At 42.3% G+C, this 16522-nt stretch carries 15 protein-coding genes and 1 riboswitch; all 15 genes read left to right on the plus strand.

Going from position 1 to position 16522, the window contains the following annotated elements:
• Positions 1 to 2: 2 nt before the first annotated feature.
• The gene (gene uvrA, locus ACXAEY_RS03405; protein WP_474810515.1) at positions 3 to 2870 is read left to right on the plus strand and encodes an excinuclease ABC subunit UvrA; all 2868 of its coding nucleotides are present in this window, start codon (positions 3 to 5) and stop codon (positions 2868 to 2870) included.
• Between the two features lie 110 nt (positions 2871 to 2980).
• Positions 2981 to 3274, plus strand: coding sequence for a magnetosome magnetite crystal formation protein family (locus ACXAEY_RS03410; RefSeq protein ID WP_474810516.1), 294 nt, complete (start codon positions 2981 to 2983; stop codon positions 3272 to 3274).
• Positions 3275 to 3324: 50 nt separating this feature from the next.
• A complete protein-coding gene (locus tag ACXAEY_RS03415) occupies positions 3325 to 4377 on the plus strand; it encodes a DUF4097 family beta strand repeat-containing protein (RefSeq protein WP_474810517.1) in 1053 nt (350 codons plus the stop codon).
• Positions 4378 to 4414: 37 nt separating this feature from the next.
• Positions 4415 to 4771, plus strand: coding sequence for a phage holin family protein (locus ACXAEY_RS03420; protein WP_474810518.1), 357 nt, complete (start codon positions 4415 to 4417; stop codon positions 4769 to 4771).
• Positions 4772 to 4844: 73 nt separating this feature from the next.
• Entirely contained in the window at positions 4845 to 5414 is a 570-nt protein-coding gene (locus tag ACXAEY_RS03425) for a glycerol-3-phosphate responsive antiterminator (RefSeq protein WP_474810519.1), read from the plus strand.
• Between the two features lie 209 nt (positions 5415 to 5623).
• The gene (locus ACXAEY_RS03430; RefSeq protein ID WP_474810520.1) at positions 5624 to 6451 is read left to right on the plus strand and encodes an MIP/aquaporin family protein; all 828 of its coding nucleotides are present in this window, start codon (positions 5624 to 5626) and stop codon (positions 6449 to 6451) included.
• A gap of 40 nt (positions 6452 to 6491) precedes the next feature.
• Positions 6492 to 7994: a glycerol kinase GlpK gene (glpK, locus tag ACXAEY_RS03435; protein WP_474810522.1), complete on the plus strand. Its 1503-nt coding sequence runs from the start codon at positions 6492 to 6494 to the stop codon at positions 7992 to 7994.
• 331 nt (positions 7995 to 8325) lie between these two features.
• The gene (locus ACXAEY_RS03440) at positions 8326 to 9966 is read left to right on the plus strand and encodes a glycerol-3-phosphate dehydrogenase/oxidase (protein ID WP_474814722.1); all 1641 of its coding nucleotides are present in this window, start codon (positions 8326 to 8328) and stop codon (positions 9964 to 9966) included.
• Between the two features lie 274 nt (positions 9967 to 10240).
• On the plus strand, positions 10241 to 11179 hold the full coding sequence (hprK, locus tag ACXAEY_RS03445) for an HPr(Ser) kinase/phosphatase (RefSeq protein ID WP_270180089.1): 939 nt from the start codon (positions 10241 to 10243) through the stop codon (positions 11177 to 11179).
• 29 nt (positions 11180 to 11208) lie between these two features.
• Positions 11209 to 12021 (plus strand): prolipoprotein diacylglyceryl transferase, encoded by an 813-nt coding sequence (gene lgt, locus ACXAEY_RS03450; protein ID WP_270180088.1) that lies wholly within the window; start codon positions 11209 to 11211, stop codon positions 12019 to 12021.
• A gap of 13 nt (positions 12022 to 12034) precedes the next feature.
• Positions 12035 to 12982 carry a nucleoside recognition domain-containing protein gene (locus tag ACXAEY_RS03455; protein WP_474810524.1) on the plus strand — a complete coding sequence of 316 codons (948 nt, stop codon included), beginning with the start codon at positions 12035 to 12037 and terminating at the stop codon, positions 12980 to 12982.
• A complete protein-coding gene (gene ppaX, locus ACXAEY_RS03460; protein WP_474810525.1) occupies positions 12972 to 13616 on the plus strand; it encodes a pyrophosphatase PpaX in 645 nt (214 codons plus the stop codon). Before ACXAEY_RS03455 ends, ppaX begins: the two co-directional genes overlap by 11 nt.
• Positions 13613 to 14119 (plus strand): acyltransferase, encoded by a 507-nt coding sequence (locus ACXAEY_RS03465; RefSeq protein WP_270180085.1) that lies wholly within the window; start codon positions 13613 to 13615, stop codon positions 14117 to 14119. Before ppaX ends, ACXAEY_RS03465 begins: the two co-directional genes overlap by 4 nt.
• Before the next feature lie 89 nt (positions 14120 to 14208).
• Positions 14209 to 14390: riboswitch (cobalamin riboswitch) on the plus strand.
• 137 nt (positions 14391 to 14527) lie between these two features.
• Positions 14528 to 15499 (plus strand): ABC transporter substrate-binding protein, encoded by a 972-nt coding sequence (locus ACXAEY_RS03470; RefSeq protein ID WP_270180084.1) that lies wholly within the window; start codon positions 14528 to 14530, stop codon positions 15497 to 15499.
• Positions 15483 to 16520, plus strand: a complete 1038-nt coding sequence (locus ACXAEY_RS03475; protein ID WP_474814724.1) for a FecCD family ABC transporter permease — start codon at positions 15483 to 15485, stop codon at positions 16518 to 16520. Before ACXAEY_RS03470 ends, ACXAEY_RS03475 begins: the two co-directional genes overlap by 17 nt.
• The last annotated feature ends 2 nt before the right edge of the window (positions 16521 to 16522 follow it).

Here is a 16522-nt window from a genome sequence, read left to right on the forward strand (position 1 = left end):
AAATGGCAAATGAAGAAATCGTCGTCAAAGGGGCACGAGCCCATAATTTGAAAAATGTCGATGTGTCTATTCCTAGAGATAAACTGGTCGTTCTAACTGGATTATCTGGGTCAGGAAAATCATCACTCGCTTTTGATACGATTTATGCAGAAGGACAAAGACGATACGTTGAATCACTTTCTGCCTATGCGAGACAGTTTCTTGGGCAGATGGATAAACCCGATGTAGATGCGATTGAAGGTTTATCACCCGCAATCTCGATCGATCAGAAAACGACGAGCCGAAACCCTCGTTCAACTGTAGGGACTGTAACAGAAATCTACGATTATTTGAGGCTGTTGTTTGCGAGGATTGGAAGACCAGTGTGTCCACGTCATGGAGTGGAAATCACCTCTCAAACAATTGAACAGATGGTCGATCGAATACTTGAATATGAAGAGCGGACGAAGCTACAAATTCTTGCTCCAGTCGTCTCAGGGCGTAAAGGGGAGCACGTGAAGATTTTAGAAGATATTAAGAAGCAAGGGTACGTCCGTGTACGAGTCGACGGAGAAATGATGGAGGTTGCTGACGAGATTTCACTAGAAAAGAACAAGAAGCATTCCATCGAAGTTGTGATCGACCGTATCGTCGTAAAAGATGGTATACAATCAAGACTTGCAGATTCACTAGAGACGGCCCTGCAGCTAGGTGGAGGACAGGTGATCGTCGATGTGATAGGAGAAGGGGAGCTTCTCTTTAACCAGCATCACTCTTGCCCATACTGCGGGTTTTCAATTGGTGAGCTAGAGCCAAGGATGTTTTCTTTTAACAGCCCGTTTGGAGCGTGCCCATCTTGTGATGGAATCGGTCTAAAGCTAGAGGTGGACCTTGATCTTGTGATTCCGAATTGGGGATTATCTCTTAGAGAACACGCATTAGCTCCATGGGAACCAGTTAGCTCAAACTATTATCCACAGCTTCTTGAAAGTGTATGTAATCATTATGGCATCGATATGGATACACCTGTCGAGAAGCTCCCGAGACATCAATTGGATAAGGTCCTTTACGGCAGTGGAAACGAGAAAGTTTATTTTAGGTATGAGAACGATTTTGGGCAAGTAAGGGAGAACAACATCAACTTTGAAGGCGTCATCCCTAACGTTGAACGACGATATCGTGAAACGAGCTCTGATTACATTCGCGAGCAAATGGAAGCGTATATGGCCCAAAAACCATGCCCTACGTGTAAAGGGTATCGCTTGAAGAAAGAATCACGTTCCGTATTAATCAATGGAAAACATATCGGGGAAACGACGGAGTTTGCGATTAAAGATGCTTCTGTCTTTTTCGACCAACTTGAACTTACGGCTAAAGAGGCTACGATCGGTAAAATGATTTTACGAGAAATTCAGGATCGTCTCGGATTTCTTGTGAACGTAGGATTGGATTACCTAACGTTAAATCGGTCTGCAGGCACATTATCTGGTGGTGAGGCTCAAAGGATAAGACTCGCTACACAAGTAGGATCGAGGTTGATGGGTGTACTCTATATTCTAGATGAACCTTCGATCGGCTTGCACCAAAGAGATAACGACCGTCTTATTTCAACGCTAGAAAATATGAGGGACTTAGGAAACACGTTGATCGTTGTAGAACATGATGAGGATACAATGCTCGCAGCTGATCATATTATCGACATCGGTCCTGGAGCAGGAGCGCATGGTGGGTACATCACATCACAAGGTACTCCTGCAGAGATTATGGACGATGAACAGTCACTGACAGGAGAATACCTATCTGGTAAAAAGTTTATTCCAGTTCCATCTGAGCGAAGAAAGACGGACGGACGCTATATTGAAATAGTTGGCGCAAAAGAAAATAACTTAAAAAATACGAATGCAAAGATCCCTATCGGTTTATTTACGTGTGTAACAGGTGTTTCTGGGTCAGGTAAAAGTACTCTTATCAATGACATCCTATATAAATCCTTAGCTCAAAAGCTTCATAAAGCAAAGGATAAGCCTGGCGAGCATAAGAAGATTAAAGGCTTAGAGTATATTGATAAAGTCATCGATATCGATCAGTCTCCGATCGGTCGAACACCTAGGTCTAATCCAGCAACTTACACAGGTGTGTTTGATGATATTCGTGATGTGTTCGCACAAACAAACGAAGCAAAAGTCCGTGGTTATAAGAAAGGACGCTTCAGCTTCAATGTAAAAGGTGGGCGCTGTGAGGCTTGTCGAGGAGACGGAATCATTAAAATCGAGATGCACTTTTTACCTGATGTATATGTTCCTTGTGAAGTATGCGAAGGAAGACGATACAATCGTGAAACGCTTGAAATTGAGTATAAAGGAAAGAACATCTCAGATATATTGGAGATGACTGTTGAAGAAGGACTAGATTTCTTCAAAAACATCCCTAAGATCAACCGCAAGCTGCAAACTCTCTATGACGTTGGCTTGAGTTACATTAAACTAGGTCAGCCGGCGACAACCGTTTCAGGAGGAGAAGCACAACGTGTGAAGCTTGCGTCACAGCTTTATAAACGCTCTACTGGAAAAACACTATATATTTTAGATGAACCTACAACAGGTCTTCATGTTGATGATATCGCTCGTTTGCTTCAAGTACTGCAAAGGCTTGTCGATAACGGTGATTCTGTATTGATCATCGAACATAATCTAGATGTGATTAAAACTGCTGACTACTTAGTCGATCTTGGACCAGAAGGTGGAGATGGCGGTGGTGAGATTATCTCAACAGGAACTCCTGAAAAGATCGTGAAAGAAGAGCGCTCTTATACTGGTCGCTACCTTGCTCCGATCCTTAAGCGGGATAAAGAACGTATGAAGATAAAACTTGAACAAACGCAGTCTGTATAAGGGTTAAAAAGGCAGCCGACGAGGCTGTCTTTTTTTAGCGTTAATTTTATGAAACCTTCTATTTGTTTATTCGTATAAATAGGTAGATAGTTTTGAAAGGAGAAACATGTATGTCTGTGGAAAAGGTAATGTCGTCGCTATGTTATTTTAGTGTGTTTTTCGCTCCTTTCTTATTTCCAATCATCGTTTTTTTCGTCATGAGAGATGAAGAAGTGACGTATCACGCTAAACGAGCAGTTCTTTCTCACTTACTACCATTTGCAAGTGTGATCATTGTGTTTATCGCAATATTTGGATTGGATATAGGAGTCGTGGTTTTTCTTGGCTTCATCGTATTTGGACTACTTAATGTCATTGTGTTTATCTGGAACATCGTAAAAGGAATTCAAGTTCTCCGCTGGTAATCAGGTATAAGTGCTAGACCACTTTAATAAATAACAAGGAGATGTTTTGAATGAACGAAGAACGCAAAATGATACTAACAATGATTGAAGAGGGAAAAATTACTGCAGAAGAGGGCGCGAAACTATTGAGTGCTCTTGGCAGTACCGAAACGAAGAAAGAAGAAAGAGCGGCTGAACCTCAGCAAGAACGTCCTCAACCAGGATATCGTGTTGGTCAATTTGTTGAATCACTGATTCAAAAAGTAAAGGACATGGACCTTGACTTTAATTTCGGCTCTTCAGAAGAAGTTGAGCACGTTTTTTCAGAACAAGAAGTATCGTTCGACGCGATCGATATTCATGTCAGAAATGGAGAAGTGGCTTTTCAAACGTGGGATCAAGATGATGTGAAAATTGATTGTAAAGCAAATATCTACCGTGTCTCAACTACAGAAGGTGCAAAAGAAAAGTTGCTCAGAGATACTTATTTTTCTGTAGATAACGGAAAAATGACATTCAAATCAGAAAGAGCTGACGTTAAATTAAACGTAGTCATCTATGTACCTGCTAAAGAATACGAAAGAGTATGGATCACCACGTTTAACGGTGATGTTAGTGGAGAAACGATTCGATCAGCGAAAGCCAAGCTAAAAACAGCTAACGGTAAAGTAGGAATCAAAGCTTCAGAAGTAAAAGATTTGGAAGCTGAATCTGGGAACGGATCGATTTCAGTAGAAAATACGAACGGCGATGTGTGCGAACTTGAAACAGGGAACGGTCCGATCACAATTGATGGAACGTATAAAGAGGTAGAAGCACAGTCTATAAATGGGGCGATTCGCTATGCTCTTAAGGAAGTCGTAAGTGGCAGTGCGCAGTTAAAAACTGTAAATGGAACGATCCAAGTAAATGTTCCAAAAGGGATGAACCTTAATGGCGACTTGAAATCTACAATCGGGACAATTACGGCTGATTTAGATAATATGAGTGTCTTAAGGGAAAAACAAGAAATATCTCATAGAATGAAGAAATTTAAGACTGAAGTTGATTCAGAAAACACTTATAGAATCGCCGCTACATCTACAGCTGGTTCCATTACAGTGGCGTATTCTACTAACGAATAAAAGACGGGCACTCGTGATGAAGATGGAGGGATAGGTCGTGCGACAATGGTTGATCAGTTTAATCGTGAACAGCATCGTATTGATGGTTGTTGCAGGGTACTTTGATGCCTTCTATCTTGAAGGCGTTGGCGCTGCAATTGTAGCAAGTCTATTATTGTCGTTGATAAACGTGTTTATCAAACCAGTACTGATTCTTCTGACACTACCCGTCACGATCGTCACTCTAGGGTTGTTTTTAATCGTTATCAATGCGGTGACGTTAAAGATCACAGCTGCATTTATGGGAAGCTCATTCGTCATCGAAGGCTTTGGGATGGCCATGCTCGCTTCAATAATCATAGGTTTGTTAAATGTATTGATCGATAAGCTCGTCATCGAACCGATTAAGAAGTAAGGAAACACACGTCTTTTTAAGGCGTGTGTTTTTCATTTTATCTGGTAAGATAGTATGAAAAGGAGGGTTCCTTATGTCATTTCATAACCAAACGATTTTGCCTGCAGTAAGAAAAATGCGGGATTTTGAAACACTGTTAGCAAGTTCTTATACATATATCGTTCTGCTTGATTCCCATATTGGGCAATTAAAAGCCATTGTGAAAGAAGGAAAACGGGCAGGAAAAGAAATTCTTTTGCACGCCGATCTTGTACAAGGTTTAAAAAATGATGAACACGGTGCAGAGTTTCTCTGTCAAGAAGTGAAGCCAGCTGGATTGATATCAACGAGATCGAATGTATTATCTGTTGCGAAAAGGCGCGGAATAATTGCTGTTCAACGATTATTTATGCTCGATTCCATGGCCCTTGAGAAAAATTTAAGCATTATTAAGCATACTCAACCAGACTGTGTTGAAATTCTTCCAGGTATAATTCCACAAGTCTTTGAAGAATTACGTGAAGAAATCGATGTCCCAATTTTTGCTGGAGGGTTTATCCGCTCGGTTGATGATGTGGAACTAGCCTTGAAAGGCGGAGCTACCGCTGTGACAACATCAAAGAGCGAGCTATGGAAACACTACGATACCAAAAAAAGGATTTGACATCGCTTACATAAGTTTGTTTTAATAAACAGTAAGTTAATACAATGTGCCGGAGACATGGAGAACCACGCAAAATTCCCATCAAATGTATGGGGAGATTTGTCGTGGTTTTTTTTATAGTACTTTTGAAATGGCACAAACAGGGTATAGTTGAGAGTAGAGCTAATTTTCAACATGCCATATATCGATAGAAATGGTAGGTGTCAAAGATGAACGCATTTGTTGGAGAAATATTAGGTACGATGATTTTGATCATTTTTGGAGGTGGGGTTGTAGCAAACGTAAACCTTCGAGATTCGAAGGCTCAAGGTGGTGGCTGGATCGTAGTCGCTCTCGGATGGGGACTTGCGGTAGCTATGGCAGTCTATGCATCAGGGCAGGTTAGTGGAGCACATATCAACCCTGCAGTAACGTTAGGACTAGCAGCGATTGGAGACTTTCCATGGAGTCAGGTGCCTGGATACATAACTGCACAAATGATCGGTGCTTTTCTAGGAGCGTGTATCGTATACTTTCATTTTCTTCCGCATTTCCGTAAAGAAGATGATAAAGCGCTTAAATTGTCAGTATTCTCCACTGATCCAGCCATACCACATACTTTTAGTAACTTTCTGAGTGAGTTTATTGGTACCGCAATGCTTCTTATCGGTCTTCTTGCAATTGGATCGAATGAATTTACAGAAGGACTTAACCCATTTATTGTTGGCTTTTTGATCGTGGCGATCGGGCTTTCTCTTGGCGGAACGACAGGTTATGCCATTAACCCAGCCCGTGATTTAGGTCCCCGTATCGCTCATTTCTTCTTGCCCATACCAGGAAAAGGAGACTCCAATTGGAGATACGCTTGGATTCCAGTAGCTGGCCCAATCTTTGGGGGGATATATGGCGCTATCTTTTTTAAAGCAGTCACTGAAGCAAATTATAGTTTAGAATTTTGGTTTTCAACTCTCTTTGTCACAGTGTTTATGTTTGGACTTTATCATGCTGGTGACAAAGTGAAAGACAGTATTCAAACAGGTGAAAAGGTTAAAAATTAACCGTTGTAGAAATGTATAGTATATAAGGGAGGAATTCGTAATGGCTGAAAAAGAAAAGTATATTTTATCACTTGATCAAGGAACAACTAGCTCAAGAGCAATCTTATTTAACAAGAAAGGTGAAATTGTAAACGTAGCACAAAAAGAATTCAAGCAACATTTCCCTAAATCTGGCTGGGTGGAGCATGACGCTCAAGAAATTTGGAGCTCGATTTTATCCGTTATGGCACAAGTGCTATCGTCTACTTCTGATATCGCAGCAAAGGATATTGAAGCGATCGGAATAACAAACCAGCGCGAAACCACGGTCGTTTGGGACAAGAATACTGGTAAACCTGTTTATCATGCGATCGTTTGGCAATCTCGTCAAACAGCAGGCATCGTAAGTGAATTGAAAGAACAGGGTTATAGTGAGATGGTGAGAGATAAAACAGGACTACTGATCGATGCTTATTTCTCTGGCACGAAAGTAAAGTGGATCCTTGATAATGTTGATGGTGCTCGTGAAAAAGCAGAGAATGGAGACTTGTTGTTTGGTACGATCGATACGTGGCTCATTTGGAAGTTATCCGGCGGCAGCGCGCATGTTACAGATTACACGAACGCATCTAGAACATTAATGTATAACATTCATGACCTTAAATGGGATGATGAACTTCTAGAGATGCTATCAGTTCCAAAATCGATGCTTCCTGAAGTGCGCCCTTCATCCGAAGTTTATGCGGAAACCGTCGACTATCATTTCTTCGGCCAAAATGTACCGATCGCAGGTGTCGCTGGGGATCAGCAAGCGGCATTGTTTGGTCAAGCATGCTTTGAAAAAGGAATGGCAAAGAATACGTACGGCACCGGTTGTTTTATGTTGATGAATACTGGAGAAAAAGCCGTGAAGTCTGACAATGGTCTTTTAACGACGATTGCTTGGGGCGTAGATGGTAAAGTTGAATATGCGCTAGAAGGAAGTATTTTCGTAGCTGGTTCTGCGATACAGTGGCTAAGAGATGGCCTACGCATGTTCAGCACGGCACCGGAAAGTGAAAGGTATGCGAAACGCGTAGAATCGACTGAAGGAGTTTACATGGTTCCAGCGTTCGTAGGTCTTGGAACCCCTTACTGGGATAGTGATGTAAAAGGAGCGGTATTTGGACTAACACGTGGAACGAGCAAGGAGCACTTTGTTCGTGCAACGCTCGAGTCACTTGCCTATCAGACAAGAGATGTTCTTGATGCCATGACAGCTGATTCAGGTATCAACTTAAAAACGCTTCGAGTCGATGGAGGGGTTGTAAAGAATGATTTCTTAATGCAATTCCAAAGCGATATGATCGGTGTTCAAGTTGAGCGACCAACTGTTAATGAAACAACAGCATTAGGGGCGGCGTACCTAGCTGGGCTAGCAACAGGATATTGGGAAAGTCGTGAAGAAATTCAAGAGCAGTGGATGCTTGATCGTTCTTTTGACCCAGAAATGGAAGAAACACAAAAAGAAGAACTATATGAAGGCTGGAAAAAAGCCGTTAAAGCCACGATGGCATTTAAATAATGGTTAATAATAGCAACTCTTACGAGAGTGTGCTACACTATAATTAAGTTAATAAAAGCGGTCGGAGATAAGGAGAAGACCACAACACTCAAGCATAGGAGGACTATGTCTTGAGGAGTTGTGGTCTTTTTGTTGTTTTAACGTATTAAAAGGTTAAAGAAAAACCGGCTGTTACAGTTTATAAGTTTTACCATGCTTTATTCCGTAGCTTGGAGGGTATGGTAATAAGAGCCTATTCAAAATTGAATGATTGAAGTAGATATATTTAAAAGGAGTGATCGTTTTGGTAAAACCATTTTCAGGTTTGCAACGTAGTGTGATTTTAGATCAGATGGTATCTGAAGAGTTGGATCTTCTCGTAATCGGTGGGGGGATAACAGGATCAGGAATTTTACTCGATGCTGCTTCAAGAGGAATGAACGCTGCAGTTATTGAGATGCAGGATTATGCTGCTGGTACATCTAGTCGTTCGACTAAACTTGTTCACGGAGGACTTCGATACTTAAAGAACTTTGAAGTAGGACTTGTAGCTGAAGTTGGAAAAGAACGAGCGATCGTTTATGAAAATGCTCCACATGTTTCAATCCCTGAGTGGATGCTTCTACCGATCTTTAAAGGTGGTACGTTTGGGAAGTTCTCAACGAGTGCTGGTCTTGCCCTTTATGATCGCCTTGCGGGTGTAAAGAAGAAAGAACGTAGAAATATGCTTTCTAAGAAAGAAACGATGTCGAAAGAGCCTTTACTTCGTAAGAACGACCTTAAGGGTGGAGGTTATTACGTTGAATACCGTACAGATGATGCTCGTCTTACACTTGAAGTGATGAAAGAAGCTGTTCATCGTGGAGGAAAAGCGGTTAACTACGTAAAAGCCGAGCAGTTATTGTATGAAGATGGAAAGGTTGTTGGCGTCAGAGCGATGGACGTTCTTTCAGGAGAAACGCGAGAAATTAGAGCGAAGAAAATTGTCAATGCAGCTGGACCATGGGTAGACGAAATTCGTGAACTCGACCAGTCTAAGAAAGGGAAACACCTCTTCATGACCAAAGGAGTTCATCTCGTATTCGATCAAAGTAAATTCCCGCTTCAACAAGCTGTTTACTTCGATACACCGTTTGATGACGGGCGTATGATGTTCGCGATCCCTAGAGCCGGAAAAACCTATATCGGAACAACCGATACAGAGTATACAAAGAATCCAGTTCATCCACAGATGACGGTTGAAGACCGAGATTACATCATCGATGCAGCGAATTATATGTTCCCAGGAATTAAGCTTGATCGTGATGATGTGGAATCCAGCTGGTCTGGCGTTCGTCCACTGATCCATGAAGAAGGAAAAGATCCTTCTGAAATTTCTCGTAAAGATGAAATTTTCCATTCAGAGTCCGGCTTGATTACGATTGCGGGAGGAAAACTAACCGGCTATCGGAAAATGGCTGAAAAAGTTGTTGATTATGTTGCGGATGAGTTTAAAGATGAAAAGTATAAAAAGTTCCCTAGCTCAACGACTAAGAATATGGTTCTCTCTGGTGGAGACGTTGGCGGAAGCAAAGGGTTCAAAGAATATGCTACAAAACAGGTGCGCCGTGGTACAACGCTTGGCCTCTCTGTTGATGAAGCTGATCGACTGGTTCAAAGATACGGATCTAATATCGAGCGAATTTATCAAATCATCGAAACGATTGGGACGGAAGCAAACTTCCATGGACTTAGTCTTGAAGTGTTCGCAACACTCATCTATGGGATCGAAGAAGAAATGGTCGCTACACCGCTCGATTACTTTAATCGAAGAACAAGCGCCTTATACTTTGATATCGACTGGGTGAAAACTTGGAAAGAGCCTGTTATCGAGTACATGGCAAAACGTCTAAACTGGTCGAACGAAATGAAAGAAGCTCATTTACAAGAGCTAGATAAACAACTCCATGATGCAGTGGTACCGGTAGATGCTGAAGTACCTGTAGATGCATAATGATCAGTTAGGCCACCTGTAGAGCTGTCGAGACTTTCTCGACGGCTTTTTTTGTTTAGGTACGATCAGAAGATTTATATATTTACAAAGAATAGTTCAAAATAAGAACTTGAATACGACCGTAGCGTTTGAAGCTAATCTTACTAAAAGAGAGGGACAAGCTTTTTCCTTTTTAAGAAATTGTAGTTTATCATTCTGTTCTTTCAAATGTGAAATGGTACAATAGAAAATAGCGAAAAATGTAACCATTAGGTTCGATTTAGGAGGTTTATGAATGGTAAAAGTCCGCATGAAAGATGTAATGGAGAAATTCAGCCTTGAACTTGTAAGTGGTGCTGAAGGAATTCATCGCCCGATCATCACAAGTGATATATCACGTCCAGGTCTTGAGATGGCTGGTTTTTTTACATATTATCCTGCTGAAAGATTGCAGCTATTAGGTAAGACTGAGCTTTCATTCTTCAACGGTTTACCAGAGGAGCAAAAACAGGAGCGAATGGAAAAGCTGTGCACTGATGAAACGCCGGGTATCGTCATCTCAAGAGACATGATCGTGCCAGATGAACTGATTCAATCTTCCAAGGAAAAAGATGTACCGATCTTACGCACGAGTATGACGACTACCCGTCTGAGTAGTAGATTGACAAACTATCTTGAAAGTCAGCTTGCCCCTAACACTGCTATTCACGGCGTTCTAGTCGATATTTATGGTGTGGGCGTTCTGATTACAGGTTCGAGTGGGGTTGGTAAGAGTGAGACTGCTCTAGAGCTAGTAAAGCGCGGCCATCGATTAGTTGCCGACGATTCGGTTGAAATTCGTCAGGAAGCTGAAAACACGCTTGTTGGTAGTGCGCCAGAGTTGATCCAACACCTTCTTGAAATAAGGGGTCTCGGCATTATAAATGTCATGACATTGTTTGGAGCAGGTGCGATTCGAAATTACAAGAAGATCTCATTAGTAATAAACCTTGAGCTTTGGGACTCTAAAAAAGTATATGACCGTCTTGGTCTAGAAGAGGAATATATGCAGATCATCGATTCCAATGTTCCGCGCCTCGTTGTACCAGTGCGTCCAGGACGAAATTTAGCGATCATCATTGAGGTTGCTGCGATGAACTTCCGTTTGAAGAACATGGGGATGAACGCAGCGAAACAGTTCTCCGAGCGTTTAACAAAAGAAATCGAAGATGGAGACGATCACGATAGCATCTAACAGGTTTAACATAGAAAGGGGAAACGGACATGTTAGCAACAATAGAACCTCTAGATCGAATTGCGGTTCAGCTAGGACCGATTTCAATCTATTGGTACGGTATCATCATAGCGCTAGGAGCTTATCTTGGGCTTGTACTTGCGGTTAGAGAAACACAGCGTCAAGGGCTGCCGAAAGAAACATTTGTCGATTTAATACTATGGGCCGTACCGATCGCTATTATTTCGGCCAGAATTTATTATGTTATCTTTCAGTGGGGTTACTATAAGGACAATCTGGGAGATATCTTTGCGATTTGGGAAGGCGGAATCGCGATACACGGTGCATTGATCGGTTCCGTTATTACTGCTCTCGTTTTTACTCAAAAGCGCGGGTTATCTTTCTGGAAAATTACTGATATCGCAGCTCCAAGTATTATCCTTGGACAGGCGATCGGTCGATGGGGAAACTTCATGAACCAGGAAGCTCACGGTGGAGAGGTGACGAGAGAGTTTCTTGAGAACTTAATGCTTCCTGATTTCATTGTAAATCAGATGTTCATCGAAGGTACGTATTATCACCCTACCTTTCTATACGAGTCGTTATGGAATTTAGTAGGCTTTGTTATTTTAATCCTTCTACAAAGAACGAACGTTAAACGAGGAGAAGTCTTCCTCTCCTATGTAATCTGGTATTCCATCGGACGTTTCTTTATTGAAGGGTTAAGAACGGATAGTCTTATGCTAACGGAGTCGCTCAGAATGGCTCAGGTTATTTCAGTCGTGCTCATTATCGGTGCGATTATCACAATTGTTTACAGAAGAATGAAGAAGAACCCTAAACCGTACAACGATAAATCATAAGAGGAGGGTGAGTATGGGAACGCTGAAACGTGGATTAAAGACGGGCCTCCAAACAACATGGGAGCTTGGAAAAATTATATTCCCAATCACTCTTCTTGTTACGATCTTAAGGTATACACCCGTCCTGGAATGGGTGATCAGTTTAATCGAACCTGCTATGAAATGGCTTGGTTTATCAGGCGAAGCAGCCATTCCGCTCGTAATCGGGAACTTCTTGAACCTTTATGCAGGAATCGGAGCAATTTTGACCCTTGATCTTTCTGTCAAAGAAGTGTTTATCCTTGCCGTCATGCTTTCTTTTTCTCACAATTTATTAATTGAATCAGGCGTTGCTGCTAAGGTCGGTGTCAAGCTGTGGGTTATTTTATGTGTGCGGATCGGTCTTGCGGTTGTATCAGGATTCATTATAAACCTTGTTTGGCAAGGCGGGAATGAACAAGCTGTCTATGGCTTAGTTCCTCAATCTAGTGAAGAAGTAAACGGGTGGGGGCTGATTTTACTTCAAGGTCTTGAAAAAGCTTCGATCGGTGTTCTTCAGCTCGCCCTCATCGTGATTCCGTTGATGATATTTATTCAAGTTATGAAAGATCGCGAATGGCTCAACGTGTTCTCGAAGTGGATGGCACCTATCACTAGGAGCCTTGGTATGAGAGAAAATACGTCGACTACGCTAGCAGCAGGGCTTGTTTTCGGTCTAGCTTATGGAGCGGGAGTTATGATTCAGGCTGCAAAAGAAGATGGTGTGAAGAAAAAGGATCTTTACCTCGCGTTTATTTTTCTAGTAGCGTGTCATGCTGTTATTGAAGATACGCTGATCTTTATACCACTAGGAATACCAGTTATCTGGCTCTTATTGGTGAGGCTGATTACTGCCGTCCTGTTAACGGTAGTGATTTCGATTATTTGGAAGCGTAAGGATACACGTGTTTCACACAGAAAGGAACCTTTTTATGAACATTGATACGATTTTATTTGATTTAGATGGAACATTAATCAATACGAACGATTTGATCATGGCATCGTTCAAGCATACGTTCGAGCATTACTACCCAGGACTGTATTCCGATGAAGAACTTGTGAACTTCATTGGAGAACCGCTCTATCACACGTTTGAGAAGCATGATAGAGAACGAGCGGAAGAGATGGTACAGTTTTACCGAAATCATAATATCGAAAATCACGATCAACTCGTAACGGAGTTCGATGGTGTATTTGAAACGGTCAAGACGTTGTCCGAAAATGGATACAAGCTTGCGATCGTGACGTCTAAGATGCGGAACACAGTGGAGATGGGATTGAAGCTGACAAAGCTGGATCAATTTTTCCCTGTAGTCATTACAGTCGAAGAAGTAGAAAATCCAAAACCTCATCCAGAACAACTGAATACTGCGATGAAAATGCTCGGTTCTAGTCCTGAAAATGCGATCATGGTAGGCGATAGCCAATATGATATTCTTGCTGGGCAGAATGCCGGTGTAAAGACTGTCGGTGTATCATGGACGATAAAAGGGCGAGAGTTTTTATCTTCTTATAATCCAGATCATATGCTTGATCATATGTCAGAGCTTCTTTCAATCGCTGGAGTAGGCAAGTGAGAAATACCGAGCGTTACCCTGTCGAAGGAAGCAACGCCCTATGGCAAATTTATAAAACGGTCCCATTCTGGAAAGTTGTAAAAAACTTCGCTGTGATACAAATAGCACGGTATACGCCCTTCATCCCGATGAAGAATTGGTTATACAGGACTTTTCTAGGAATGAAGATCGGAGGAGAAACGGCTTTTGCGCTGATGGTCATGGTGGATATCATGTTTCCTGAGAGGATTAAAGTCGGAAGGAATTCCATTATCGGGTACAATACGACGATACTTGCTCACGAGTATTTGATCGACGAATATCGTCTTGGTGATGTTGTGATCGGTGATCGCGTGATGATCGGTGCGAACAGTACGTTGTTGCCAGGCATCACAATCGGCTCTGGAGCGATTGTCTCTGCAGGAACACTCGTGCACAAGGACGTTCCTGAAGGAGCTTTTGTAGGTGGAAATCCAATGAGGATCATTTATACAAAAGAAGAAAGAGAAGCAAAAGGCTTATAATACAAAGTACGTCGAAGTGGGGTCGATTAGGAAGATGTTACAGATGTCTTTCACCCCTAAAGACTATCGTGTATAATAAAACTTGCAATTACATATGTACTGATTCAGGTGTCTTCACGATGAAGACTTAATAGGGAAGCTGGTGTAAATCCAGCGCGGTCCCGCCACTGTAAATGGTCGTAAGCTGTGAAATCCACTGTTCATATCGAATGGGAAGGAGCAGTAAGCGATAACCATAAGCCAGGAGACCTGCCTGATTCAAAAGCACGAACAACCTACGAGGATAGGGATGTGCGAAGGAAGGTAAGTGTCATCTTGTGTATCATTCTTACTTTCATTCGGCCATCTCCATGCTCGTGCGTGGGGATTTTTTTTGTTTCATCATACATTTTAGGAGGAGAACTACACATGAAGAAGCTTTATTCATTGCTCGTATTATTACTACTCGTTACAGGAATCATGGCCGGTTGCGGATCAGATAATTCATCTGAGAACAATACTAACGTAAGTACAGAAGAGAATCAGAATACAGAAGATAGCGCTTTCCCAGTTACCATCACAGATGCGCTCGATAAGGATGTAACGCTAGAAGAAGATCCAGAGAAAATCGTTTCCTTAATTCCAAGTAACGCAGAAATCCTCTTTGCACTAGGTGCAGGTAGTGAAGTAGTGGGTGTTTCAGATTTTGCGAACTACCCAGAAGAGACTGCAGATATTGAGAAGATCGGTGGGATGGAATTTAATGTTGAAAAGATTATCTCATTAGATCCTGACCTTGTCCTCGCTCACGGCTCTAGTGCTCATAACTCAGAAGCTGGTCTACAGCAGCTCCGCGATGCGGGAATTGCTGTTCTAGTCGTTAACGATGCAAAAAGTTTTGATGAAGTTTACACATCGATGGAAATGATTGGACAAGCAACAGGCGAAACGGAGGCAGCTGAAGAGTTGATTGCCGATATGAAATCGAAACTAGAAGAAATCAAGTCAAAAGCTGAGTCAATCGAAGAAACGAAGAGCGTCTTTGTTGAAGTTTCTCCTGCACCAGAAATTTATTCTCCTGGTAAGAATACGTTCATGGACGACATGCTCTCACTTATAAATGCTACGAACGTTACGCATGACCAAGAAGGCTGGAACCAAATCGATCAAGAAGCAATTATTCAAGCAAATCCAGATGTGATCATCACCACATACGGCTACTATACGGAAAAGCCAGTGGAACAAGTGCTGAGCCGTGATGGCTGGAAAGATGTCACCGCAGTGAAAGAAGAACGAGTTGTCGATGTTCACTCTGACCTTGTTACACGCTCTGGTCCGCGTCTTGTTGAAGGAGTAGAGGAACTTGCTAAAGCGGTTTACCCGGATGTTTTTACTGAATAAAGCAATCCCTTACGTTATAGCTAGTGGACTGCTAGTTGGCGCGATGCTGCTTGGTATCTCGGTCGGGACTGTCTCAGTTCCGATCGAAACAATCCTAAAATTGATGTGGGCTGAGGTACTGAACCTACCGTCAATGGGTGAAACGGACCCTATGTTCACGACAATCGTGTTGGACATCCGGCTGCCTCGTGTCATCTTAGCAGGACTTGTCGGTGCATCACTAGCGGTTGCAGGAGCTGCCTTTCAGGGTCTTCTTCGTAATCCATTGGCAGATCCTTACGTACTCGGTGTCTCATCAGGTGCATCTGTCGGTGCAGTGCTCGTCCTCTTTTTTAACTTGTCACTGCCGTTGATCGGCATGTTCACACTGCCAATTATGAGTATTGCTGCTTCGATCGTTACCATTTTCCTCGTCCTTTTCTTTGCGCGACAAATCGAACGTTCGATGCGTGTTGAAACGATTATTCTGACGGGGATCGTGTTCAGCTCTTTCCTTGGGTCGTTGCTATCTTTAATGATTGCTTTAACAGGAGAAGAGCTTCGCCAAATCATCGGTTGGCTTCTTGGAAGTGTTTCGATGCGAGGGTGGGAATATATCGCGATTATCTTACCGTTCTTCGTGATCGGAGCGTGTATTTTGCTAGTTAGTAGCAAGGAACTGAACGCGATGTCTTTTGGTGAAGAACGTGCACAGCATATAGGGGTCAACGTAGCTAAGAGGAAGCTGTGGATATTAATAGGAGGCTCGATACTAACTGGAGGCGCTGTAGCTGTTTCCGGTACGATCGGTTTCGTCGGTCTTGTGATTCCTCATCTTACGAGACTATTATGGGGGCCAGATCATAGACACCTTCTACCATTATCGATCCTGCTTGGGGCTGCTTTTCTAATTGTAACGGACCTTATTTCAAGAATCATTATCTCACCTACGGAACTACCGATTGGAGTCATTACGTCATTGATCGGAGCGCCAGTGTTCGCAATCATCTTAATTCGAAGACGGAAAGAAAGAAGAGGGTAAGT

It is taken from the genome of Anaerobacillus sp. ABA4_114 (genome assembly GCF_056159065.1).